Source organism: Kitasatospora sp. NPDC057015 (genome assembly GCF_042673745.1).
Lineage (GTDB): Bacteria > Actinomycetota > Actinomycetes > Streptomycetales > Streptomycetaceae > Kitasatospora.
Map to the genome: position 1 here is coordinate 224,532 of NZ_JBHUSG010000005.1, position 23,945 is coordinate 248,476.

The 23,945-nt window shown below is 73.2% G+C and carries 22 protein-coding genes; 11 read left to right on the plus strand and 11 right to left on the minus strand.

Annotated elements, in window-relative coordinates; genetic code table 11:
- Positions 1–3: 3 nt before the first annotated feature.
- From ACFTWP_RS07325 to ACFTWP_RS07335, 3 genes are all read right to left on the minus strand, one after another.
- Positions 4–645: a 2-oxo-4-hydroxy-4-carboxy-5-ureidoimidazoline decarboxylase gene (locus ACFTWP_RS07325; RefSeq protein WP_380263254.1), complete on the minus strand. Its 642-nt coding sequence runs from the start codon at positions 643–645 to the stop codon at positions 4–6.
- A 303-nt stretch (positions 646–948) separates the two neighbouring features.
- Complete coding sequence (locus ACFTWP_RS07330) at positions 949–2,619, minus strand: alpha/beta hydrolase (RefSeq protein WP_380263255.1); 1,671 nt, start codon at positions 2,617–2,619, stop codon at positions 949–951.
- Between the two features lie 43 nt (positions 2,620–2,662).
- Positions 2,663–3,418, minus strand: coding sequence for an SDR family oxidoreductase (locus ACFTWP_RS07335; RefSeq protein WP_380263256.1), 756 nt, complete (start codon positions 3,416–3,418; stop codon positions 2,663–2,665).
- A 246-nt stretch (positions 3,419–3,664) separates the two neighbouring features.
- On the opposite strand from ACFTWP_RS07335, the gene ACFTWP_RS07340 reads away from it, so the two are divergent.
- The 8 genes from ACFTWP_RS07340 (at position 3,665) to ACFTWP_RS07375 (ending at position 14,413) form a co-directional block, all read left to right on the plus strand.
- On the plus strand, positions 3,665–5,254 hold the full coding sequence (locus ACFTWP_RS07340) for a methylmalonyl-CoA mutase (RefSeq protein WP_380263257.1): 1,590 nt from the start codon (positions 3,665–3,667) through the stop codon (positions 5,252–5,254).
- A 304-nt stretch (positions 5,255–5,558) separates the two neighbouring features.
- Positions 5,559–6,749 (plus strand): amidohydrolase, encoded by a 1,191-nt coding sequence (locus ACFTWP_RS07345; RefSeq protein WP_380263338.1) that lies wholly within the window; start codon positions 5,559–5,561, stop codon positions 6,747–6,749.
- 458 nt (positions 6,750–7,207) lie between these two features.
- Positions 7,208–8,269, plus strand: a complete 1,062-nt coding sequence (locus tag ACFTWP_RS07350; protein WP_380263258.1) for a BMP family protein — start codon at positions 7,208–7,210, stop codon at positions 8,267–8,269.
- A 339-nt stretch (positions 8,270–8,608) separates the two neighbouring features.
- On the plus strand, positions 8,609–10,162 hold the full coding sequence (locus ACFTWP_RS07355) for an ABC transporter ATP-binding protein (RefSeq protein WP_380263339.1): 1,554 nt from the start codon (positions 8,609–8,611) through the stop codon (positions 10,160–10,162).
- Between the two features lie 3 nt (positions 10,163–10,165).
- Positions 10,166–11,362: an ABC transporter permease gene (locus tag ACFTWP_RS07360; protein ID WP_380263259.1), complete on the plus strand. Its 1,197-nt coding sequence runs from the start codon at positions 10,166–10,168 to the stop codon at positions 11,360–11,362.
- Entirely contained in the window at positions 11,359–12,627 is a 1,269-nt protein-coding gene (locus tag ACFTWP_RS07365; RefSeq protein ID WP_380263260.1) for an ABC transporter permease, read from the plus strand. The genes ACFTWP_RS07360 and ACFTWP_RS07365 overlap by 4 nt, the downstream gene beginning before the upstream one ends.
- Positions 12,624–13,019, plus strand: a complete 396-nt coding sequence (locus ACFTWP_RS07370) for a cytidine deaminase (RefSeq protein ID WP_380263261.1) — start codon at positions 12,624–12,626, stop codon at positions 13,017–13,019. The genes ACFTWP_RS07365 and ACFTWP_RS07370 overlap by 4 nt, the downstream gene beginning before the upstream one ends.
- Before the next feature lie 116 nt (positions 13,020–13,135).
- Positions 13,136–14,413, plus strand: a complete 1,278-nt coding sequence (locus ACFTWP_RS07375; RefSeq protein ID WP_380263262.1) for a thymidine phosphorylase — start codon at positions 13,136–13,138, stop codon at positions 14,411–14,413.
- 58 nt (positions 14,414–14,471) lie between these two features.
- Here the strand turns inward: ACFTWP_RS07375 and ACFTWP_RS07380 are convergent, their stop codons facing one another.
- The 3 genes from ACFTWP_RS07380 to ACFTWP_RS07390 all read right to left on the minus strand — a co-directional run bounded on the left by ACFTWP_RS07380 (position 14,472) and on the right by ACFTWP_RS07390 (position 16,840).
- On the minus strand, positions 14,472–14,846 hold the full coding sequence (locus ACFTWP_RS07380; RefSeq protein WP_380263263.1) for a hypothetical protein: 375 nt from the start codon (positions 14,844–14,846) through the stop codon (positions 14,472–14,474).
- A 120-nt stretch (positions 14,847–14,966) separates the two neighbouring features.
- Positions 14,967–15,521 carry a Uma2 family endonuclease gene (locus ACFTWP_RS07385; protein WP_380263264.1) on the minus strand — a complete coding sequence of 185 codons (555 nt, stop codon included), beginning with the start codon at positions 15,519–15,521 and terminating at the stop codon, positions 14,967–14,969.
- Positions 15,518–16,840, minus strand: coding sequence for an MFS transporter (locus tag ACFTWP_RS07390; protein ID WP_380263265.1), 1,323 nt, complete (start codon positions 16,838–16,840; stop codon positions 15,518–15,520). The genes ACFTWP_RS07385 and ACFTWP_RS07390 overlap by 4 nt, the downstream gene beginning before the upstream one ends.
- A gap of 219 nt (positions 16,841–17,059) precedes the next feature.
- Here ACFTWP_RS07390 and ACFTWP_RS07395 point away from each other — a divergent pair, with 219 nt between their 5' ends.
- The 3 genes from ACFTWP_RS07395 (at position 17,060) to ACFTWP_RS07405 (ending at position 19,854) form a co-directional block, all read left to right on the plus strand.
- Positions 17,060–18,001 (plus strand): LysR family transcriptional regulator, encoded by a 942-nt coding sequence (locus ACFTWP_RS07395; RefSeq protein WP_380263266.1) that lies wholly within the window; start codon positions 17,060–17,062, stop codon positions 17,999–18,001.
- 139 nt (positions 18,002–18,140) lie between these two features.
- Complete coding sequence (locus tag ACFTWP_RS07400; RefSeq protein WP_380263267.1) at positions 18,141–19,289, plus strand: adenosine deaminase; 1,149 nt, start codon at positions 18,141–18,143, stop codon at positions 19,287–19,289.
- A gap of 208 nt (positions 19,290–19,497) precedes the next feature.
- Entirely contained in the window at positions 19,498–19,854 is a 357-nt protein-coding gene (locus ACFTWP_RS07405; protein WP_380263268.1) for an ATP-binding protein, read from the plus strand.
- A gap of 44 nt (positions 19,855–19,898) precedes the next feature.
- Here the strand turns inward: ACFTWP_RS07405 and ACFTWP_RS07410 are convergent, their stop codons facing one another.
- The 5 genes from ACFTWP_RS07410 to ACFTWP_RS07430 form a co-directional block, all read right to left on the minus strand.
- The gene (locus ACFTWP_RS07410) at positions 19,899–20,081 is read right to left on the minus strand and encodes a PspC domain-containing protein (protein WP_380263269.1); all 183 of its coding nucleotides are present in this window, start codon (positions 20,079–20,081) and stop codon (positions 19,899–19,901) included.
- Between the two features lie 182 nt (positions 20,082–20,263).
- On the minus strand, positions 20,264–20,884 hold the full coding sequence (locus ACFTWP_RS07415; RefSeq protein ID WP_380263270.1) for a VanZ family protein: 621 nt from the start codon (positions 20,882–20,884) through the stop codon (positions 20,264–20,266).
- Between the two features lie 161 nt (positions 20,885–21,045).
- Positions 21,046–21,549 carry a hypothetical protein gene (locus tag ACFTWP_RS07420; RefSeq protein WP_380263272.1) on the minus strand — a complete coding sequence of 168 codons (504 nt, stop codon included), beginning with the start codon at positions 21,547–21,549 and terminating at the stop codon, positions 21,046–21,048.
- Positions 21,546–23,048 (minus strand): ATP-binding protein, encoded by a 1,503-nt coding sequence (locus ACFTWP_RS07425; protein ID WP_380263273.1) that lies wholly within the window; start codon positions 23,046–23,048, stop codon positions 21,546–21,548. Before ACFTWP_RS07425 ends, ACFTWP_RS07420 begins: the two co-directional genes overlap by 4 nt.
- A gap of 92 nt (positions 23,049–23,140) precedes the next feature.
- A complete protein-coding gene (locus ACFTWP_RS07430) occupies positions 23,141–23,818 on the minus strand; it encodes a response regulator transcription factor (RefSeq protein WP_184918780.1) in 678 nt (225 codons plus the stop codon).
- Positions 23,819–23,945: the final 127 nt, after the last annotated feature.

The following is a 23,945-nucleotide window of genomic DNA, read 5'->3' on the forward strand; positions in this document are numbered from 1 at the left end:
GCCTCAGCGCGCCCCGGCCTCGGTGTGGGTGGCGACCAGGTGCTCCAGCCGGGTCAGGGCGATCCGGCGCAGTTCCTCGGCCGCGATCAGCCGCTCCTCGTCCGGGTCGTTGGCCAGCCGGGTGCGGACCGAGCTGAGCACGGTGTCCAGCATCTCCTCGGGGGCGATGCCCTCCAGGCAGACCACGAACACGTGCCCGAACCGGGCCTCGTACGCCGCGTGCGCCGCCCGCAGCGCGGTGTGCGCGGCCTGGCTGCCGGGGGCGCGCATGCCCAGCAGGGGCTGCGGCATCCAGCTCTCGTCGGCCAGCGCCTCGGCCAGGTCGGCCGGCCGCAGGTCGTAGGAGGCCTCGCTCGCGGCCGCGAGCAGTGACCCTATGTCGGGGTACGGGCGGTGTGCGGTGAGCCGCAGGGCCCACCGGTGGCTGCCGCAGCAGGCGAGGAGCGCCTCCTCGGCCGCGCCTGCGTCGGCCTCGTTGAAGCGGTGCAGCCCGAGAAGCGCCGGTTCCGTCTGGGGGCTCCCCTGGACGAGAGCCGGGGGAAGGTCGAGCCGCTGTGGCGGGACGTCGCTGGCCAGCGGGTCCTCCTCGTGAGGGCGGGAAGGGGCGGCGCGGAGGATGAGGTGAAAGGGAGCCGCGCCGTACAAGGGGTGCCGACAAGCCTGCCGATGGTTCGGTGCTCGGTGATCGCGTGAGGCTGTGTCGTCGGTGCGTGACACGGGTGAAGTATGGGCCGGTCCGGGCGGTTCCGGGCGTTGGCCGGGCAGCGGCACCACGGTAGTTGAGCAGTCATCAGTTGGGGAGGGTGCGCGTGGAATTCACCCGATCGAGCTATCAAGTTGTGACGTTGACAGCTTCGTGTCAGTCCCCGTCCGGGGTCGATGTGCTAGTCGGCGGCCCCTGAGCGCCCCGGGCGGCCCCGGTCACCGGGACCGCCCGGACGGCCCGGACTACTTGGCGCAGCGGGTGCCGGCGGCCGGCGGGGTGCCGTTCACCAGGTAGGCCTCCAGCGCCGCGTCGATGCAGCCGTTGCCCTTGCCGAAGGCGCCGTGGCCCTCGCCCTCGCGGGTCAGCAGGACGGCGTCGGCGAAGCCCTTGGCCAGGTTCTCGGCGGCCGCGTACGGGGTGGCCGGGTCACCGGTGGTGCCGACCACCAGGATCGGGGCGCTGCCCTCGGCCCGGACGGTGTGCGGCTTCTCGGGGGTGTGGAACGGCCAGGCCGCGCAGGCGGGCGTGCCGTAGTCCTCGGCGGTGGTCCCCTTGCTGACCAGCGGCGCCTGCTCGTGCAGCAGGCCGAGGACCTGCTGGATCCGCTCGGCGGAGGGCGCGGGCGGTGCGCTGTCGGCGCAGCGGATGGCCCGTCCGGCGTCCTCCAGGGTGGTGTAGTGGCCCTTGTCGTCCCGGCCGTTGTAGTTGTCGGCGGAGGCCAGCAGGAAGTCGCCCTTGCCACGCGCCATCGCCCAGCCCAGCGCCCAGCGCAGCTGCTGCCAGGCGGTCGTCTCGTCCCCGTAGAGGTAGCTGATCGCGCCGGTCCAGCCGAGGTCGCTGGTGAGCCGGCGGCCGTCCTTGGCCGTCAGCGGGTGCTCGCGCAGCCCGTCCAGGAAGTCGGCGGCCTTCTTGGCGGCCTGGTCGGGGGAGCTGCCGAGCGGGCAGTCGTCGGCGTGGTTGCGGACGCAGTCGACGGCGAAGCGCTCCAGGGACTTCTCGAAGCCGGCCGCCTGGTTGACGCTCTGGTCCAGCTTGTCGGCGGCCGGGTCGACGGCGCCGTCCAGCACCAGGCGGCCGGTGTTGGCCGGGAACTCCTCGGCGTACAGCGAGCCGAGGTAGGTGCCGTACGAGATGCCCAGGTAGCTGAGCTTGCGGTCGCCCAGGGCCTCGCGCAGGACGTCGAGGTCCCGGGCGGTGTCGCGGGTGCCGACGAAGGGCAGCAGCTTGCCGGAGCGGGCCTGGCAGGCGGCGGCGAAGTCGGCGGCCCGCTTGGCGCGCTCGGCCTGGCGGGCCTGCGGGTCCTGCGGCTCGTCGGTGGAGTTGAGCGCGTCGCGGTCCTTGTCGTCGAGGCAGTTGACGGGGGCGGTGCCGCCGACGCCGCGCGGGTCGAAGCCGACCACGTCGTAGCGGTCGTGCAGGGCGCCCTTGAAGCGGTCGGCGCCGAACCGGACCATGTCGACGCCGGACTCGCCGGGGCCGCCCGGGTTGACCACGAGCGAGCCGATCCGCTGCTCGGGCCTGCCGGCGGGCAGTCGCAGCAGGGCGACGTCGATCGCGTCGGCGTCCGGGTGCGCGTAGTCCAGCGGGACGTGCAGGGTGCCGCACTGCATGGCGGAGGTGTCGGTCTTCTCGGCGCGCGGGTCGTCCGGGCAGCCGGCCCAGGCGATCTGCTGGCCGTAGAAGGGCTTGAGCGCCGGATCGGCCGCCCCCGTGGGCCGGGCGGTCGGCGTCGGGCTCGCGGCGGCGGTGGTCGCCGGGGCGGCGGCCGCCGTGTCGGGGGCGGGGCTCGGCGCCTGCGGGTGGCCGCTGCACGCGGTGAGCAGCAGCGCGCCGGCCGCGAGGCAGGCGGCCAGCAGGCGCGGCGGCGTGGCCCGGGGAGTGGTCATCACCCAGGTGTACCAGGAGATGATCATGTGATGAAGCCGTTATCGCACTCCCCGGGCGGGCCCGGCCGGGTCAGGCCCGGTGCACCTTGTGGTTCGCGGCCTGGGCGCGCGGGCGCACCACCAGCAGGTCGATGTTCACGTGCGGGGGGCGGGTGACCGCCCAGGCGACGGTGTCGGCCACGTCGTCCGAGGTCAGCGGCTCCGCGACGCCCGCGTAGACCGCCGCGGCCTTCTGCTCGTCGCCCCGGAACCGGGTGACCGCGAAGCCCTCGGACTTCACCATGCCCGGCGCGATCTCGATCACCCGGACCGGCTCCCCGCACAGCTCCAGCCGCAGCGTGGCCGCGATGGTGTGCGCCGCGTGCTTGGCGGCCACGTAGCCGCCGCCGCCCTCGTAGGCGGCCAGCGCGGCCGTGGAGGACATGACCAGCACCGTGCCGTCGCCGGTGGCCCGGAGCGCGGGCAGTAGCGCCTGGGTCACGTGCAGCACGCCGAGCACGTTGACCTGGTACATGGCCAGCCAGTCGGCCGGGTCGCCGGTCTCCACCGACTCCGCGCCGACCGCGCCGCCGGCGTTGTTGACCAGGACGTCCACCCGGCCGACCTCGGCCGCGAAGGCGTCCACGGCGGGCCGGTCGGTCACGTCCAGGGTGACGGCGCGGGCCGAGCCGCCGCTTTCGGCGATCTCCTTGGCGAGCGCCTCGATCCGGTCGGTGCGGCGGGCCGTCAGCACCACCTCGAAACCCTCGGCGGCCAGCCGGCGCGCGGTCGCCGCGCCGATCCCGCTGCTGGCACCGGTGACCACGGCCACTTTCTGTTCGGTCATAGCCGCTCCTTCGTGGGGTGCGCCGGCGGGGGTCGCCGGCGGGAGGGGGCCGCCGGCCCGGCTGGGGGCCGACCGGCGGGGGCTCGGACGTTCATCCGATCATCTCAAGCACCCGCGCCCCAAAGACCGCAGGTCGGCCGCCGGACGTGGCACCCGGCCGGGCACCGGACCGCGCACTAGATTGCGAAGGAGCCCGCCGATCTCCGGGCGCGGGCCCACGCGACCCCGAGACCCGTGGAGACCCCCATGGCAGCCGACCCCCGCCGCAGCGAGTCGGGATTCCCCTTCGAGCCCGTGTACGGGCCCGAGGCGCTCGGCGACTGGGACCCGGCCGAGCGGCTCGGACGGCCCGGCGCGTACCCGTACACCCGCGGGGTGTACCCCACGATGTACACCGGACGGCCCTGGACGATGCGGCAGTACGCCGGGTTCGGCACCGCCGCCGAGTCCAACGCCCGCTACCGGCAGCTGATCGCCGGCGGCGGCACCGGTCTGTCCGTCGCCTTCGACCTGCCGACCCAGATGGGCTACGACTCGGACGCCCCGCTCGCGGCCGGCGAGGTCGGCAAGGTGGGGGTGGCCGTGGACAGCGTCGAGGACATGGGCGAGCTGTTCGACGGGATCCCGCTCGGCGAGGTCTCCACCTCCATGACCATCAACGCGCCCGCCGCGCTGCTCCTGCTGATGTACCGGCTGGTGGGCGAGGCCCAGGGGGTGGCGCCCGGCCGGCTCACCGGCACGGTCCAGAACGACGTGCTGAAGGAGTACATCGCCCGCGGGACGTACATCTTCCCGCCGAAGCCCTCGCTGCGGCTGGTCGCGGACGTGTTCCGGTACTGCCGGGCCGAGATCCCGCGGTGGAACACCATCTCCATCTCCGGCTACCACATGGCCGAAGCCGGGGCGGACCCCGCGCAGGAGATCGCCTTCACCCTCGCCAACGGCATCGAGTACGTGCGCACCGCGCTCGCGGCCGGGATGGCGGTGGACGACTTCGCACCCCGGCTCTCCTTCTTCTTCGTGGCCCGCACCACGCTGCTGGAGGAGGTGGCCAAGTTCCGGGCCGCGCGGCGGATCTGGGCGCGGGTGATGCGGGAGGAGTTCGGCGCCCGGGACCCGAGGTCACGGATGCTGCGCTTCCACACCCAGACCGCCGGGGTGCAGCTGACGGCCCAGCAGCCGGAGGTCAACCTCGTCCGGGTCTCGGTGCAGGCCCTGGCCGCCGTCCTCGGCGGCACCCAGTCGCTGCACACCAACAGCTTCGACGAGGCGATCGCGCTGCCGACCGAGAAGGCCGCCCGGCTGGCGCTGCGCACCCAGCAGGTGCTGGCGTACGAGACGGACGTCACCGCGACCGTCGACCCCTTCGCCGGCTCCTACGCGGTCGAGCGGATGACCGACGAGGTCGAGGCCCTGGCCGTGGAGCAGATGCGCAGGGTGGAGGAGCTGGGCGGTGCGGTGGCCGCCATCGAGTACGGCCACCAGAAGGCCGAGATCGAGCGCACCGCCTACCGGATCCAGCAGGAGACCGAGTCCGGCCTGCGCACGGTGGTCGGCGTCAACCGCTTCCGGCTGGACGCCGAGGAGCCCTACGAGCCGTTGCGGGTGGACCCGGCGATCGAGGACCGGCAGGCCGCCCGGCTCGCGGCGCTCCGGGCCGGGCGCGACCGGTCGGCGGTCGACCGCTCGCTCGGCGCGCTGCGCCGGGCCGCCGAGGGGTCGGACAACGTGCTGTACCCCATGAAGGAGGCGCTGGCGGCCCGTGCCACGGTCGGGGAGGTCTGCGACGCGCTGCGCGGGGTGTGGGGCGACTACCGCCCGGTGGAACGGTTCTGACGTCACATCAGCGGTCGCAGGAGGGTGAAGTCGAAACACCCGCAACACCCTGCCGTCACGTCCGGGCGGCAGGGTGGGGATCGGCCGTGTCCGTCCGGTCGGGCGTTCGTTGCACAGGGCAGGTATCACCCGGGAAGGCGACTGAAACGAGATGTCATACCCAGCTGCGGGGCCGGTATGCGCCCATCCGGTGACTTCTTCCGGGGAAGTCGGGCCAAATCCCCCACACGGGCCTACCCTTGTTGAGGTGAACGATCCTCGGACCGCCCAACAGGCCACTCTCGCCGCCGCCCGTCCCGCCGACCTGCGCAGCCGGGTCCGCGCGTTCGAGGCAGAGCTGATCGCGTTCCGCCGCGACCTGCACCGGCACCCCGAGCTGGGCCGCCAGGAGTTCCGTACCACCGGGCTGCTGCGCGACCGGCTGGTCGCCGCCGGCCTCGAACCCAGGGTGCTGCCCGGCGGCACCGGGATGACCGTTGACATCGTCCCGCCCGGCACCCCCGCCGGCACGCCGTTCCTGGCCTTCCGGGCCGACATCGACGCCCTGCCGATCGACGACGCCAAGACCGACGTCACGTACCGCTCCACCGTGCCCGGCCGGGCCCACGCCTGCGGGCACGACGTGCACACCTCCATCGTGCTCGGCACCGCCCTGGTGCTGGCGGCCGAGGCCCGCACCGGCGGGCTGCGCCGGCCGGTGCGGCTGATCTTCCAGCCCGCGGAGGAGGTGATGCCCGGCGGTGCGCTGGACGTCATCAAGGCCGGCGGGATGGACGGGGTCGGGCGGATCTTCGCGGTCCACTGCGACCCCAAGGTCACCGTCGGCAGGATCGGTCTCAAGGTGGGCGCGATCACCTCCGCCTGCGACCGCCTGGTGCTGCACCTGGACGGCCCCGGCGGTCACACCGCCCGGCCGCACCTGACCACCGACCTGGTCACCGCGATCGCGCGGATGGCCGCCGACCTGCCGGGCGTCCTCGCCCGCCGGATGGACCCGCGCTGGGGGGTCAGCCTGGTCTGGGGCCGGATCGCCTCCGGGTCCGCGGCGAACGTCATCCCGCAGCACGCCGAGCTGGAGGGGACCGTCCGCTGCCTGGAACTGCCGGGCTGGCGCGAGGCACCGGACCTGCTGCACGAGCTGATCGCCAAGATGGCCGAGACGCACCGGGCCAAGTGGACCCTCGACTACCACCGCGGCGTTCCGCCCGTGGTCAACGAGGCCACCTCGATCGCGCGGCTGGAGGCGGCGATGACCGCCCGGTTCGGGGCGACCGGGCAGGTGGTCGAGGAGACCGAGCAGAGCCTCGGCGGCGAGGACTTCTCCTGGTACCTGGAGCACGCCCCCGGTGCGCTGGCCAGGCTCGGCGTCCGGGCGCCGGGGGACACCTCCGTCCGCGACCTGCACCAGGGCCGCTTCGACGTGGACGAGCGGGCGATCGGGATCGGCGTGGAGCTGTTCGCCGCGCTCGCGCTGGAGGAGGACGGCGAGGCCTGAGTCGCAGGCAAGGGCGCCCCGGCCCGCCCCGGCGTGCCGCCCGGCCGTAGCCGGGCCTGCTCGCCGGCTCCTGCCGGTGAGCAGGCCCGGCTACGGCGTTCCGCCCCTCCTCGGCCCCTCTTCGGCCGTGTGACCGGCCGCTCTCCCGGCGCTTGACCGGCCGCGTGACCTGCCCGTCGGCGCCTGGGTTCGGCGGCACCGGGGTGTCCCGGACGGTCCGCTTTCAGCCGATTCCCGAGAAGGATCTGATCAGGTTTGGCGGGATCTGGTCCGGTTTCGTTTTGGATGTGGGCTTCCAGCCCGTAACACTGGAGGCTGATGTTGGTTCCGTACCCGCGGGTGGCACGGTTTGATAACAACCCGGATGCCCGAACGAGCCGTAACACAACCGTGTTCTACGCGCGTTACGGTGGCGTCCGACCACGCTAAACGGGTGCGTGTGAGAAGGAGATACTCCCTTGCGCCGTTCTATGAAGCTCGCTGCGGTTGTGCTCTCGGGTTCCCTGGGCATCGCCTCGCTCGCCGCTTGCGGCGCAAAGAGCACCGACAACACGACCGCCTCCGCCGGTGCCTCCGGTGACTCCGGCATCAAGGTCGGCATGGCCTACGACATCGGTGGCCGCGGCGACCAGTCGTTCAACGACTCCGCCGCTCGCGGTCTCGACAAGGCCAAGGCCGACCTGGGCGTCCAGATCACCGAGGCCGACGCCAAGACCGGCGAGGCCGAGGCCGACAAGGAGACCCGGCTGAAGAGCCTGGTCACCGGCGGTTACAACCCGATCATCGCGGTGGGCTTCGTCTACCAGTCCGCGGTCGAGAAGGTCGCCAAGGAGAACCCGAGCGTCAAGTTCGCGATCATCGACTCGGCCTCCTCCACCCAGCCGGCGAACGTCACCTCGCTGACCTTCTCCGAGCAGGAGGGCTCCTACCTGGCCGGCGTCGCCGCCGCCAACAAGAGCAAGGCGAAGCACATCGGCTTCATCGGTGGCGTGCAGTCCGAGCTGATCAAGAAGTTCGAGGCCGGCTACGCGGCGGGTGCCAAGTCCGTCGACCCGAACATCAAGATCGAGACGACCTACCTCACCACCCCGCCGGACTTCAGCGGCTTCTCCTCCCCCGACAAGGGCAAGGAGGCCGCCCAGGGCCAGCTGGACAAGGGCGCGGACGTCATCTACGCGGCCGCCGGCTCCTCCGGCAGCGGTTCCATCGAGGCCGTCTCCAACAAGCCGGGCTCCTGGGCCATCGGTGTCGACTCCGACCAGGCCAGCCAGCCCGCCCTGGCGAAGTACAAGAACGTCATCCTCACCTCGATGGTGAAGAACGTGGACACCGCGGTGTACACCTACATCAAGTCGATCAAGGACAACGCGCCGCTCACCGGCGTGAAGAACTTCGACCTGAAGGCCCAGGGCGTCTCGCTCGCCACCACCGGCGGCCACATCGACGACATCAAGGCCAAGCTGGACGCCGCCACCACGGCCATCACCAGCGGCGCCACCACCGTCCCGACCGCCCCGTAAGGCGCGCGGAACAGGACGTCGATACCGCTGCCACCTGCCGGGCGGCGGGATGATTGACGCAGCATCAGGGAGGGGCCCGGCCGGGTGCGCTCAGCGCGTACCCCCGGGCCCCGTCCCGTCCCCTCAAGACTTTTGGCCCTCCAGCGCAACGACGCGCCTCCAGACCACCAGGAGACCGCCATCACCGCTTCCGACCCCGCCCTGAGCAAGGGCGGCACCCCCAGCGCGGGGACGGCGACACCGGCCGTCGAACTGCGCGGCATCACCAAGCGCTTCCCCGGCGTCGTGGCCAACCACGACATCGACATCACCGTGCGACGAGGCACCGTGCACGCCCTGATGGGCGAGAACGGCGCCGGCAAGTCCACCCTGATGAAGATCCTCTACGGGATGCAGCGCCCCGACGAGGGCACCATCGCCGTCAACGGCGAGCTCGCCGAGTTCGCCACCCCCGGTGACGCCATCGCCCGCGGCATCGGCATGGTGCACCAGCACTTCATGCTCGCCGACAACCTCACCGTCTGGGAGAACGTGGTTCTCGGCGGGGAGAAGCTGCACGGCATAGGAGCGAAGGCCAAGGCGAAGATCCGGGAGATCTCCGACCAGTACGGCCTGGGCGTGCGCCCCGACGCGCTGGTCGAGGACCTCGGCGTGGCCGACCGCCAGCGGGTCGAGATCCTCAAGGTGCTCTACCGCGGCGCCCGCATCCTGATCCTGGACGAGCCCACCGCCGTCCTGGTGCCGCAGGAGGTCGACGCGCTCTTCGCCAACCTGCGCGAGCTCAAGGCCGAGGGCGTCACCGTCATCTTCATCTCGCACAAGCTGCACGAGGTGCTGGCGGTGGCGGACGCGATCAGCGTCATCCGCCGCGGCACCACCGTCGGCGACGCGGACCCGAAGACCGTGACGGCCCGCCAGCTCGCCGAGATGATGGTCGGCGCCGAGCTGCCCTCCCCCGAGAGCCGCGAGTCCACCGTCACCGATACCGAGATGCTCCTGGTGGAGGGCCTGCGGATCGCCAAGGCCGACGCCGAGGGCATCGAGCGGGTCGTGCTGGACGACATCTCGCTGCGGATCCGCAAGGGCGAGATCCTCGGCATCGCCGGCGTCGAGGGCAACGGACAGCCCGAGCTGGTCGAGGCCATCATGGGCATGCTCCCGCTGGACGCCGGCACCGTCACCCTCGACGGCAAGGACCTCACCGGCACGCTGACCCGGGCCCGGCGCGAGGCCGGCATCGGGTACATCCCCGAGGACCGCCACCGGCACGGCCTGCTGCTGGAGGCCCCGCTCTGGGAGAACCGGATCCTCGGGCACGTCACCGAGGCCCCCAACTCCAAGGGCCCGCTGCTCGACGCGGCCGGCGCCCGCAAGGACACCTGGCGGATCGTCAAGGAGTACGACGTCCGCACCCCCGGCATCGAGGTCACGGCGGCCTCGCTCTCCGGCGGCAACCAGCAGAAGCTGATCATCGGCCGCGAGATGAGCCACCGGCCCAAGCTGCTGATCGCCTCCCACCCCACCCGCGGTGTGGACGTCGGCGCGCAGGCGCAGATCTGGGAGCAGATCCGCGCCGCCCAGCGCGAGGGCCTGGCCGTCCTGCTGATCTCGGCGGACCTGGACGAGCTGATCGGCCTGTCCGACACGATCCGGGTGATCTACCGCGGCCGGCTGGTCGCGGACGCCGACCCGGCCACCGTCACCGCCGAGGACCTGGGCACCGCGATGACCGGCGCCGCCTCGGGCCACATCGAGTCGGAGCCGGAGGCCGTCGCGGAGGACCGCGCGGTCGCCGCCGAGGGCACCGAGGCCGAGTCCGGCGCAGCCGGGCACGCGCCGGGCACGACGGACGCCACCACCGACACCGCCGACGACCCGCAGGCGGGGGAGTAACCCATGACCAGTTCCCACTCTGCCGACGGCGCGCCCGTCGGCGGCGACGGCCCCACGCCCACCGCGGTGAAGCCGGCCAAGCGCTTCGACGGCGAGCGCATCGCGCTCGGCCTGGCCGCGCCGGTGCTGGCCGTGCTGCTCTCGCTGGTGATCTGCTCGATCCTGCTGCTGGTGTCGGGCAAGAACCCCTTGGACGCCTTCGACGTCATGCTGACGTACGGCACCAAGTCGGACGGCCAGGTGCTGACCCTCAACCGGGCCACCGTCTACTACCTGGCCGCCGCCGCTGCCGCCTTCGGCTTCCGGATGAACCTCTTCAACATCGGTGTCGAGGGCCAGTACCGGATCGCGGCCCTGTTCGCCGCGTACGTCGGCGGCCAGATGGACCTGCCGGCCTTCATCCAGATCCCGCTGCTGCTGATCACCGCCATGCTGGTCGGTGGCCTCTGGGCCAGCATCGCCGGTCTGCTGAAGGTCTACCGGGGCGTCAGCGAGGTCATCTCGACCATCATGCTGAACGCCATCGCCAGCGCGGTGGTCGGCCTGCTGCTCGTCCCCGGCATCTTCGCGCCGGAGAAGGGCACCACCACCAACAGCATCCAGACGAACCCGGTCTCGGCCTCCAGCCACTTCTTCTCGATCGAGACGGCCGGCGGCACCCTCTGGGGCTTCATCGTCATCGCGGTGATCGTCGGTGTCGCGTTCCAGTTCACGCTGAACCGCACCCGCTTCGGCTTCGACCTGCGCGCCACCGGCCGCTCGGAGAGCGCCGCCACCGCGTCGGGCGTCAACGTCAAGCGCATGGTGCTGATCAGCATGGCGGTCTCCGGCGCGCTGGCCGGTCTGATCGGCCTGCCCGATCTGCTGCAGAACTCCTTCTACTACGGCCAGAGCTTCCAGGCCGGCCTCGGCTTCACCGGCATCGCGGTCGCCCTGCTCGGCCGCAACAGCCCGATCGGGATGGTCTTCTCGGCGCTGCTGTTCGCCTTCCTGGACGTCAGCGGCACCCAGCTGCCGCTGCCGCAGAACGGGGCCTTCCCGTTCGAGATCGTCCAGGTCATGCAGGGAACCATCGTCATCTGCGTCGTCGTCGCCTACGAGTTGGTGCGCCGTTACGGCCTCAAGCGCCAGCAGCAGAAGGTGGGCGCCGAACTCGCCGCGCTGGCCGCGTCGACCGCCAAGAAGGAGGTGTCCGCATGAGCACCGCAACCACCGCTCGCGCGAAGACGCCGGGCAGCGCGCCCGCCAAGAAGCGCAAGCTCTCGCTGTCGGTGGTGCTGCTGCTGATCGCGGGCGCCACGATCCTGTTCTCCGCGGTGGGGATGGCGACGGGCAACCACAGCCTGACCTCCTCCGGGCAGATCGCGGCGGCGCTCGGCGCGGCCGTGCCGATCGGCATGGCCGGTCTCGGCGGCCTCTGGTCCGAGCGGGCCGGCGTGGTCAACATCGGCCTCGAAGGCATGATGATCGCCGGCACCTTCTGCGGCGCCTGGGCCGGTTACCTGGTCAACCCCTGGTTCGGCCTGCTGGCCGGCATGCTCGGCGGCGCGCTCGGCGGTCTGCTGCACGCCGTGGTCACGGTGACCTTCGGGGTGGACCACATCGTGTCCGGTGTCGGCGTCAACCTGCTGATCCCCGGGATCTGCGCGTACGTCAACAAGATCTACTACAAGGACTACATCCCGTTCGGCGCCGGTGCCAACCAGTCGCCGCCCGCGGATCCGCTGCCGTACATCACCGTCCCCGGGCTCTCCAGCGGCCTGAAGGACATCGAGAGCCACCACTGGTTCGTGGTCTCCGACGTCGCGGGTGTGCTCGGCGGCCTGGTCACCAACCTGTCGGTGGTCGTGGTCCTGGCCGCGGCGCTGATCGTGGCCAGCTACTTCGTCCTCTGGCGCACGGTGTTCGGCCTGCGGCTGCGGTCCTGCGGCGAGAACCCGACGGCGTCCGAGTCGCTGGGCGTCAACGTCTACAAGTACAAGTACATCGCGGTGATCGCGTCGGGTGCCTTCGCCGGCCTCGGCGGCGCGTACCTCTCGCTGGTCGCGGCGCACTTCTACAAGGACGGCCAGACGCTCGGACGCGGCTTCATCGGCCTCGCCGCGATGATCTTCGGCAACTGGATGCCGGGCGGCCTCGCCATCGGCGCCGGCCTGTTCGGCTTCACCGACAGCCTCCAGCTGCGCGACCCGGAGTCGGTGCACGTGCTGATCCTGGTGGTCTCGCTCGCCATGGGCCTGTTCGCCCTCTGGCAGCTGTACCGCCGCAAGTACGTCCCCGCCGTGATCAGCTTCGTGGTGGCCGGCGGCCTCGGCGCCTGGTACGCGCTGACCGACCAGGTGCAGCGTCCGCTGATCGTCGCCACCCCGTACGTGATCACCCTCGTGGTGCTCGCACTGGCCTCGCAGCGGCTGCGGCCGCCGAAGGCCGACGGGCAGATCTACCGCAAGGGGCAGGGCAAGTGACGCCCGCGCCCGCGGTCGACTGGGACGCGCTGCGCAGGGAGGCGCGCGAGGCGATGGCACGCGCGTACGCCCCGTACAGCAAGTTCCCGGTCGGGGCGGCGGCGCTGGTGGACGACGGGCGGACCGTCAGCGGCTGCAACGTGGAGAACGCCTCGTACGGGCTCGGCCTCTGCGCCGAGTGCGGGCTGGTCTCCGCGCTGCACGCCTCGGGCGGCGGCCGGCTGGTCGCGTTCACCTGCGTCGACGGCGCGGGCGAGCTGCTGATGCCGTGCGGGCGCTGTCGTCAGCTGCTGTACGAGCACGGCGGCCCGGACCTGCTGGTCGACCTGCCCACCGGCCTGCGGCCGATGAGCGAGGTGCTCCCCGACGCGTTCGGGCCCGAGCGCCTGTAGGTCTTGGGAGCGGCTCTGGCCGTTCCGTTTGTTACGCGCGTAGAGTGTCGCGAGAGGCTGTGTGAACCAGTCGGCTCGCGGCACTCTTCGCTTTTCCGACCCTCCTGGAGAACCCCATGGACGCCCCCTCCGTCATCCGGACCAAGCGCGACAGCGGCGAGCTGACCGACGCCCAGATCGACTGGGTGATCGACGCCTACACCCGCGGCGAGGTCGCCGACGAGCAGATGTCCGCGCTCGCCATGGCCATCCTGCTGAACGGCATGAACCTGCGCGAGATCAGCCGCTGGACCGACGCGATGATCCGCTCCGGCGTCCGGATGGACTTCTCCTCCCTCCCGCTGCCGACCTCCGACAAGCACTCCACCGGCGGCGTCGGCGACAAGATCACCCTGCCGCTCGCCCCGCTGGTCGCCGCCTGCGGCGCCGCCGTCCCGCAGCTCTCCGGCCGCGGCCTCGGCCACACCGGCGGCACCCTCGACAAGCTGGAGTCCATCCCCGGCTGGCGGGCGCTGCTCTCCAACGACGAGATGATGACCGTGCTGCGCGACGCCGGCGCCGTCATCTGCGCGGCCGGCGACGGCCTGGCCCCCGCCGACAAGAAGCTGTACGCGCTGCGCGACGTCACCGGCACGGTCGAGGCGATCCCGCTGATCGCCAGCTCGATCATGTCCAAGAAGATCGCCGAGGGCACCGGCGCCCTGGTCCTGGACGTCAAGGTCGGCTCCGGCGCCTTCATGAAGAACCTCGCCGACGCCCAGGAGCTCGCCCGCACCATGGTGGGCCTCGGCAAGGCCGCCGGCGTCAACACCGTCGCCCTGCTCACCGACATGTCCACCCCGCTCGGCCTGACCGCCGGCAACGCGCTGGAGGTCCGCGAGTCCGTCGAGGTGCTGGCCGGCGGCGGCCCCGCCGACGTGGTCGAGCTGACCGTCGCGCTGGCCCGCGAGATGCTGGCCGCCGCCGGCGTCCACGGCAAGGACCCGGCAGCCGCGCTGCGCGACGGCTCCGCGATGGACCACTGGCGCCGCATGATCAGCGCCCAGGGCGGCGACGTCGACGCCCCGCTGCCGGTCGCCCGCGAGCAGCACGTCATCACCGCCACCTCCTCCGGCATCCTCACCACCCTCGACGCGTACGCCGTCGGCGTCTGCGCCTGGCGCCTCGGCGCCGGCCGCGCCCGCAAGGAGGACCCGGTGCAGGCCGGCGCCGGCGTCGAGATGCACGCCAAGCCCGGCGACCCGATCGTGGCCGGTCAGCCGCTGCTCACCCTGCACACCGACACCCCCGAGCGCTACGAGTACGCCATCGAGGCCCTCGCCGGCGGCATCGTGGTCGACCCGGCGGGCACGGTGTTCACGCCGAAGCCGATCGTGCTGGACCGGATCGCGTAACCGCGCCCCGGCAGAGCGGAGCGGGCCCCGCCGGCGCGACCGGCGGGGCCCGCGCGCATCACCAGGAGTCCCACAGGGCGCCGTGACGGTGGCGGGTGGGCTCCACCTCGGCGTCCTCGAAGGCGGCCAGGAGCAGGATCTCCCGCAGCCGGAGCCGGGTCGCCTGGCGGGCGCCGCGCTCGGCGAGGTCGGTGAAGCGGCCCATCCAGGCGCTGTCGCGGAACGCGTTGCCGTAGGAGTGGATCTCCAGGGTCAGCCGGATCCGCTCGGGGGTCGGGCGCCGGCCTTCGGCCCGTGCCCGGTCGAGGTGTGCGGTGCTGTACCGCAGGGTGTGCAGGGCCGCACGGCGGCAGGGCTCGCTCCGGCGGCGCTCGTTCCAGGGCACGCCGGTGTCGACGGGCCGGTGCGGGAGGTGACTGATCGTGCGGGACATGGCGCTCCGTAGCCCGCCAGGAGGGTCCTGGCGTAACTAACGGAAGCCGTGGTGGCCGCGGGCGCGCAGACGCATGGTGGTGACTCCGATTCCCTGATCCGGTCCGTCCGGTCCGTCCGGTCAGGCGTAGGTGCGCAGGACACTGGTGTCGAGGGACCACGGGCCGACGGTGACGGTGTCGCCGAAGGCGAACTCCGTGCGGGAGGTGTACCCGGGTTCGTCGTGCACGATGCCGGTGCCCTTGCGGGGGTCGATCAGCAGGTAGAGCGGGATGCCCATGGCGGCATAGTCGCGGACCTTGTGGTGGTAGTCGTTCTCGGGGTTGGACTTGGAGACGATCTCCACGACCAGCAGGACCTCATGGGGGAGCAGGGCCGGCTTCTCGACGTCCAGGGCCTCCTCCCGGAAGACCATCAGATCCGGGTTCCGCAGTCTGCCGAGCCCCGCGTCTTCGAGGTCGGCGCCGCCGTGGGCGATGTACCCGGGGTGGGTGTTCGGGAGTTGGGCGTTGAGCTGCCGGGCGATCCGCAGCACCGCGAGCTCATGACGGTTGACCGGCGACGGCGCCAGGACGATCCCGCCCTCGGCGATCTCGACCTTCCCGATCCCCGGCACCTGCGGCAGCCGGTCGGCGATCTCGCGCAACCGGGCATACCCGGCAGGGTCGATGCTCATGCCCGGAGTGTATCGACGGCCATGGACCGCCGGGCCTGCACCGCCTGCCGGGTCGCGTACAGCGTGACGCCGGCGGCGAGGGTCATCGCGGCGAGGCCGACGGCGGCGGCGCCGTCCCAGCCGACCGAGTGGTAGGCGTCGGCGCCGACCGTGCCGCCGAGGCTGTTCCCCAGGTAGTAGGCGATCAGGTAGAGCGCCGAGGCCTGGGCGCGGCCGTGGGTGGCGGTGCGGCCCACCGAGCTGGAGGCGGTGGCGTGGCCGGCGAAGAAGCCGCCGGTGATCAGCACCAGGCCGAGCAGCGCGCCCACCAGCGACTCGCTCAACGAGAGCAGCAGGCCGGCGGCGGTGACGCCGATCGCCACGTAGAGCGCGCCGCGGCGGCCCAGTCGGCCGGCGAGCCGGCCGGCGGCGGCCGAGGTGGCGGTGCCGACCAGGTAGACCACGAAGATCGAGGCGGCCAGCGACTGCGGCAGGCCGAACGGCTCGGCGGTCAGCCGGTACCCGACGGTGTTGTAGACGGCGCCGAACACCGCCATGAAGAGCATGCCGAGTGCGTACAGCCGGGCCAGCAGCGGGTTGCGCAGGTGGCTGCCGACGGTGCGGGCCAGCGCGCGGGCGTCGACCGGTGCCGGGCGGAAGTGCCGGGCGGCCGGGATCAGCAGCCGGAAGGCCAGTGCGGCGAGCAGGGCCAGCGCGGCGGAGGCGGCCAGGCCCCAGCGCCAGCCCCAGGCGGCGCCGGCCCAGCCGGAGACCAGCCGGCCGCCCATCCCGCCGATGCTGTTGCCCGCGACGTACAGGCCCATCGCGGAGGCCAGCGCGCTCGGGTGGACCTCCTCCGCCAGGTAGGCCATGGCGGTGGCGGGCAGTCCGGCGAGGGCGGCGCCCTGCAGGACGCGCAGCACCACCAGGGTGGTGAGGTCGGGGGCGAACGGCAGTGCCAGGGCCAGCGCGGAGGCGGCCAGCATGGAGGCCGTCATCACCGCGGTGCGCCCGTAGCGGTCGGACAGGGCGCTGGCCGGCAGCAGGGCCAGGGCGAGGCCGAGGGTGGCGGCCGACGCCGTCCAGCTGGCCTGGCCCGGGGTGAGGTCCAGGTCGGCCGAGAGGATCGGCAGCAGGCCCTGGGTCGAGTACAGCAGGACGAAGGTGGCGACACCGGCGGCGAACAGGGCCAGGTTGGCGCGCCGGAAGGCGCGGTCGCCGGGGCGGTGGCGGCGGTCGGTGCCGACCGCCCCGCTGCGGGTCTCGGTGGCGGGGGACGACTGGGTGAGGGCACCCGTCGGCTCGGTGGCCGCGGATGCCCCGGTACTGGCGGGTGGCATGGCATGACCGTAGGACCGGGCCGACTGATGCGTCCAATGCATGATTGACTCGAAATCGATGCGTACGGGCATGAGTCGAGGTGGCAGGGCCGAAGGCCGCCGCCGGGGAGCGGGGACGACGTGACGGACGGCACCGGGCAGTCGGCGGCACGGGTCGGCACAGGGGCGGTCGGGCAGCCGGTCGGGCGGGCGGCGGGGCGGTCGGCGGGGGAGCCGGCCGTGGAGCTGCCGATCCGGCCGGCCGAGCTGGGGCCGGAGACGGCGGTGGCTCAGCTGGCGCCCCGGCTGGCACAGTTCGCGGCGGTCGCCCGGCTGGAGCACGTGACCCGGGCGGCGCAGCTGCTCGGGATGCCGCAGCCGACCCTGTCCCGGGCGGTGGCCCGGTTGGAGGAGGAGCTGGGCGTGGACCTGCTGGCCCGTCAGGGCCGGACCGTCCGGCTGACCCGGGCGGGCCGGCTGCTGCTGGGCTCGGTCGAGCGGGCGCTCGCGGAGCTGGAGCGCGGCGCCGAGGCGGCCAGGGCGGAGGCGGACCCGGCGAGCGGGCGGGTGGCGTTCGGGTTCCTGCACACCATGGGGACGGACGCGGTGCCGGCGCTGCTGCGCGGGTTCCGGGCGGCGCAGCCGCAGATCCGGTTCCAGCTGGTGCAGGACTACACGGCGGCGATGCTGGAGCGTCTGCGGGCCGGCGAGCTGGACCTCTGCCTGGTCTCCCCGCTGCCGGACGCGCCGGACCTGACGGCGCGTCCGCTGGACGAGCAGCGCCTCACGCTGGTCGTCCCGGACGGCCACCGGCTGGCGGGGCGGCGGCGGATCCGGCTGGCGGAGGTGGCGCGGGAGCCGTTCGTGGCGGTGGAGCGGGGGTACGGGTTGCGGGCGATCACCGACGGCTTCTGCGCGGAGGCCGGGTTCGCGCCGCGGATCGCCTTCGAGGGGGAGGAGGCCGAGACCCTGCGGGGGCTGGTCGCGGCGGGGCTGGGGGTGGCGCTGCTGCCGCCGGCGCTGGTGGCCCGGCCCGGGGTGGTCGAACTGGAGGTGACGGCGCCGCGCACCCGGCGGGCGATCGGGCTGGCCTGGGCGGCGGGCCGGCCGATGACGCCGCCGGTGGCGGCCTTCCGCGACTTCGTGCTGTCGCGGCGGGGGCGACTGCTGGACCATGACTGAGAGCGGGCCGCCGGCCGGGTGGCCGCGCAGCTCACGGGAGGTGTCGGTCGGGGGCCCTTCGGTGGAATCCGGGCGACGGTTCCGTGCCGGGCGTGATTCGTGCTAGGGAATCTACGCGCGTAGGCGCTACACTCCCGCAATGGAGAAGCAGATCCCCGTCACCGCGGGCACCACCGGCCCCCGCATCCCCACCCCCGACCAGATCGCCCGTGCGCCCAAGGTGCTGCTGCACGACCACCTCGACGGCGGGCTCCGGCCCGAGACCATCGTCGAGCTGGCCGCCGCCTGCGGCTACGACGGGCTCCCCACCACCGACCCGGCCAAGCTCGGCCTCTGGTTCCGCGAGGCCGCCGACTCCGGCTCCCTGGTGCGCTACCTGGAGACCTTCGCGCACACCTGCGCCGTGATGCAGACCCGCGAGGCGCTGGTCAGGGTCGCCGCCGACTGCGCGGAGGACCTCGCCGCCGACGGCGTCGTCTACGCCGAGGTGCGCTACGCCCCCGAGCAGCACCTGGAGGGCGGCCTCACCCTGGACGAGGTCGTCGAGGCCGTCAACGAGGGCTTCCGGCTCGGCGAGGCCAACGCCCGGGCGGCCGGCCACCGGATCCGGGTCGGCACGCTGCTGACCGCGATGCGGCACGCGGCCCGCTCGCAGGAGATCGCCGAGCTGGCCAACCGGTTCCGCGACCACGGCGTGGTGGGCTTCGACATCGCCGGCGCCGAGGCCGGCCACCCGCCGACCCGTCACCAGGGCGCCTTCGACTACCTCAAGGGCGAGAACAACCACTTCACCATCCACGCGGGCGAGGCCTTCGGCCTGCCGTCCATCTGGGAGGCCCTGCAGTGCTGCGGCGCCGACCGGCTCGGCCACGGCGTGCGGATCATCGACGACATCACCGTGCACGAGGACGGCGCCGTCGAGCTCGGTCGCCTCGCCGCGTACGTGCGCGACAAGCGCGTCCCGCTGGAGATGTGCCCGACGTCCAACCTGCAGACGGCGGCGGCGAGCTCCTACGCCGAGCACCCGATCGGGCTGCTGAGCCGGCTGAAGTTCCGGGTCACCGTCAACACCGACAACCGGCTGATGAGCGGCACCAGCATGAGCCGCGAGTTCGGGCACCTGGTGGAGGCCTTCGGGTACACCCTGGGCGACATGGAGTGGTTCACGGTCAACGCGATGAAGTCGGCCTTCCTGCCCTTCGACGAGCGGCTCGCGATGATCAACGACGTGATCAAGCCGGGCTACGCCGAGCTCAAGGCGGAGTGGCTGTTCAGCGTGGGCGGCTGAGTTCCGGCGGTGGCCGTGGGCTGATGGGCGCCGACTCCGCGAGGGATCGGCGTTCATCGGACAACTGGGCCGTGTGAGTGAAGCGGCTTTGATCCGCATGCGACGGAGTCACTACGGTGTGCCAGTCGTTGCTGACACGGTGTGGCGGCGGGTGCAGTCCGACACGCCCGTACGCCTGCCACCGACGAGGATTCAAGGGGACCAACTCATGAAGCAGGCCACTCTCAAGGCCGCCGGCGTCGCCGCTCTCGGCGTCGCCATGGCCGCGGCCGCCGCCGGCACCGCGTCCGCCGCTCCCGCCGCCACCGGCGGGCTCGGCACCCCCGTCGGCGCGCTGACCAACCCCGCCCTGACCGGTGCCGCGACGAACGCCGTCAGCAGCCTGCCGGGCGGCGACCGGGTCGCCAGCACCGTCGGCACCCTGGCCCCGAGCGCCGGGCAGGCCGTTCCCGCCGCCGAGGCCGCCCCGCGCGCGGGCCTGCCCGCCGTCCCCGGGCTCAGCAGCACGCCGGTCGGCGGTCTCACCGGCGCCCTCGGCGGCGCCGTGCCCGGCCTCGGCGGCTGATCGAGCCGGCCCGTTCACGCGTACCGGAGGCGGCTCCGGCGGGGTCACGGCTCCTGCGGCAGCAGCAGCCAGAGCGCCAGGTAGACCAGGAACTGCGGGCCGGGCAGCAGGCAGGACAGCACGAAGAGCACCCGGACGGTCCACGGGGTCAGACCGAAGCGCTCGGCGATCCCGGCGCAGACGCCGGCGATGACTCGGTTGCGGCGGGGGCGGGCGAGGCGGCTCATCACAGTCTCCGAAGGGTTTCGGCCCGGTGCCGGTCTCTCCGGTGGGCGTGTCTCCATCCTCCGCAGGGCGGGCCGCGCGGGCGTCAGCCCCGAAGGCGACCGGGCCCCTGGCTTTCTCACCGGGGCCGAACGGCCTGGTCTCGGGGTCCTGCTCAGGGTCGCCCCGGAGGGGCGGGCCCGGCTCAGCGCAGCTGCGAGGTGGGGCGGCCGTAACCGGCGCCGAGGTTCGCGGTGGCCGGGACGGGCACCGCGACGGGAGCCGCAGCCGCCGCCGGTGCGGCGGCTGCCGGAGCGGGCCGGTCGCCCGCGGCCGGCCGGGCCCGGAGCACGGCCCGGGCGGCCGGTACCACCGCGAGGTGGGTGACCGAGGCCCCGGCCACCCCCAGCAGGATGTGGTCGACGTCCAGCACGTGGCCGGGCACCCAGGACGCCGCGAACTCCAGGCCGGTGGCCAGCAGCGCCGACACCCCCGCCACCCGCAGGAAGGAGGGGAACCAGGCGGCCCGCACCCGGCCCCGGGCCAGTGGCAGCAGCACCCCGAGCGGGGCCAGCAGCAGCAGTTCGCAGGCCAGCTGCCGGAGCCCCGCCGCGTCGCCGAGCTCGAAGGCCCGCCGGACGGACCCGAACGGGGTCAGATTGGTGTCGTACACCCAGGCCACCGGCAGCGGCCGCAGCACGAACCAGCCCACCGCCAGCAGATGGATCACCAGCGCGGTCAGGCCGGCCGCCCGGAGCGGGCGGGACACCTCGGCGGCGGACGGCGGAGCCGGCCTCGGCCCGGTCGGCTCGTTCTCGGTCCGCACTCCGACACGCTCGGCGCGTGTGCTGGTGCCATCTCGCTGCACACCGGGGAGGACGCGAGCCCGGTGCGCCTCGGTTCCCGCCGGTCGCCAACCCTTCACAGCGACTCGGTGACTCGGTGACTCGGTGGCTCAGCCGTCGGCTTCACGGCCGGCGCCACGGCTCAGGGGCAACCGGGCTGACCGGTCCCGCCGGTCGAGGGCGAGGGGAGGGCGCTGAAGACGCCGTCCGCCGGGACGGACGTCACCGCAGGGCCCGGGGCGACGGCGGTCGGGGCCGCCGCGGGAGTCCGGGCGGCCGAGGGGGACGCGCCGTTGCCGGCCGCCGCCCTGGCCGAGGAGCTGGGGCGGGGGGTCGGCGAGGTGGCCGCGGGTGCCCGCTGCGCGCTGGGGTCGGCGGTCGGCGTCGCCGCCGCGGTGGGGACCTGCACCGGGCTCGGGCAGGCCGTCCGGCTGGCGGGCCGGCCGGCGTCCACCGGCACGGCGGTCGGGCGGATGCCGCAGCCGGTGGCCAGGACGGCCAGCAGCGCGCCGGCCACGGCGGCGGCCGCCACCAGCGGGCGGGTGGTGCGGCGCCCGGCGACCGGGCGCACGCCCCGGGCCGCCGGGCCGCGGAGCGGGGCGGCCCGGCCGTCGGCGGGCCGTCGATGGTCGGGGCAGGCCTTCATCGGGTGTCCTCGTCCTGGTCGGCGGGCCGGGGCTGGGTGAGCGGCAGGGTCAGGGTGAAGACCGCGCCCTGCTCGCCGTTCGCGGCCTCGATGGTGCCGCCGTGTATCTGGGCGTTGGCCATCGCGATGGACAGGCCGAGGCCGCTGCCCTCGGAGCGGGCCCGGCCCTTGTCCGCCTTGTAGAAGCGGTCGAACACGTGCGGCAGCACGTCCTCGGGGATGCCCGGCCCGCTGTCGGAGACATCCACGACCACGTTCTCCCCGCGCTCGCGGACCTTCACCCGGACCGGCGAGCCGCCGTGCTTGAGCGCGTTGCCGATCAGGTTGGCGAAGACCACGTCCAGCCGGCGCGGGTCGACCACCGCCCGGACCCCGCGGGGGGCGTCCACCTCCACCGCGTCGTACCAGGCCCGGCCGTCGATGCAGGACATGATGAGGTCGGCGATGTCCACCTCGTCGGCGACCAGCTTGGCCGTGCCGGCGTCGAAGCGGGTCACCTCCATCAGGTTCTCGACCAGGTCGGAGAGCCGCCGGGTCTCGCTCACCACCAGCCGGACGGCCGGCGCGATCATCGGGTCCAGCGACTCGGCCTCGTCCTCCAGGATGTCCGTCACCGCCGTCATCGCGGTCAGCGGCGTACGCAGCTCGTGCGACATGTCGGCGACGAACCGCCGGCTCTGCGCCTCGCGGGCGCTCAACTCCTCGACCTGCTCGTGCAGGGACTCCGCCGTCCGGTTGAACGTCCTTGCCAGATCGGCCAGTTCGTCCGAACCCTCGACCTCCAGGCGGGTGTCGAGCCGGCCCTCGCCGAGCTGCCGGGCGGCCTCGCCCAGCCGCTTGACCGGCCGCAGCACGGTGGCGGAGGCGGCCTGCGCGAGCAGCGCGGAGCCGATCAGCGCGAGCAGGGTGGCGATCGCCAGCGACCAGCCGAGGGTGTTGAGGTCGGCCCGCTCGTTCTCCAGCGACTTGAACATGTAGGCGGTGGGGCCGGTCGGGACGACCCTGGTGCCACCGATCAGGAACGGGCGGCCGGCGAGGTTCTGCCGCTGCCAGTACAGGTGGTACGCGTCGGGGTTGCTCGCGGTCAGCTCCCGCGGCCTGTTCACCGTGCTCCGCAGCGCCGCCGGCACCTCGGCCAGGGTGTAGAGCGACGGGTCCGAGGAGGCGGTGCACTCCGGGTGCGCGTCGTCGACCACCACCACGTCGTAGCTGAGCCCGGAGCTGGCCACCTGGTTGGCGAGCCCGGCGAGTTCCTCGCAGGTCGCGTTCAGCGGCAGCTCCGACACGTTGCGGGTCAGCGAGACCCGGAAGTCGTTCAGCGCGGTGTCCTGGGCGCGCTTGAGCACCGCGTCCCGGTTCAGCCAGTAGGCGATCCCGGAGGCGGACACGGCGGTGGTCAGCGCGACCACGGCGAACACCGCGATCAGTCGCACGCGCAACGAGCGCAGCCGGCGCCACCGCACCGGCCCGAACCGCCGGGTCCCCTGAAGGTCTGTCACGTGAGCCTGTCGCGTAGTCGTCGTGGATGTCTGGTCGGGCGGATCCCGGTGCGCCGCCCCGGGCCTGGGCCCCGGCTCCGCGGCGCGGCGGGTCAGGCCGGCGGGTCGAGCCGGTAGCCCACGCCGCGCACCGTGCGGATCAGCGTCGGAGCCGAGGGCACGTCCTCCACCTTGGCCCGCAGCCGCTGCACGCAGGCGTCCACCAGCCGGGAGTCGCCGAGGTAGTCGTGCTCCCAGACCAGCCGCAGCAGTTGCTGACGGGACAGCGCCTGGCCGGGCCGGCGGCTCAGCTCCAGCAGCAGCCGCAGCTCCGTGGGCGTCAGTTGGAGGTCCTCGCCGTCCTTGGTGACGGTCATCGCGGAGCGGTCGATCACCACCGAGCCGTACGCGGATGAGTCGGAGCTCTCCCGCTCGCCGCGCCGCAGCACGGCACGGATCCGGGCGTCCAGCACCCGCGGCTGCACCGGTTTGACGACGTAGTCGTCCGCGCCGGACTCCAGGCCGACCACCACGTCGATGTCGTCCGAGCGTGCGGTCAGCAGGATGATCGGCAGCTGGTCGGTGCGCCGGATCCGGCGGCACACCTCGAAGCCGTCGATTCCGGGCAGCATGACGTCCAGGACGATCAGGTCCGGACGCTGCTCCTTGAAGAGCTTCAGTCCGTCCTCGCCCGAGGCGGCGGCGGCCACGCGGTGGCCCTGGCGGGTGAGAGCGAGTTCGAGGCCGGTCCGGATGGCGTCGTCGTCCTCGATCAGAAGGAGGAAAGGCACGGCCTCATTCTGGCCCACCCGGCTCGCCGAATCACCCCCGCCGTCGTGCCCCGTACGGCGGCACCCGGAGCCGGGCCCGGTGCCGCCGCCGTCGGACCCTCCCGAGGGCCCCCGGCGGCGGACCGGA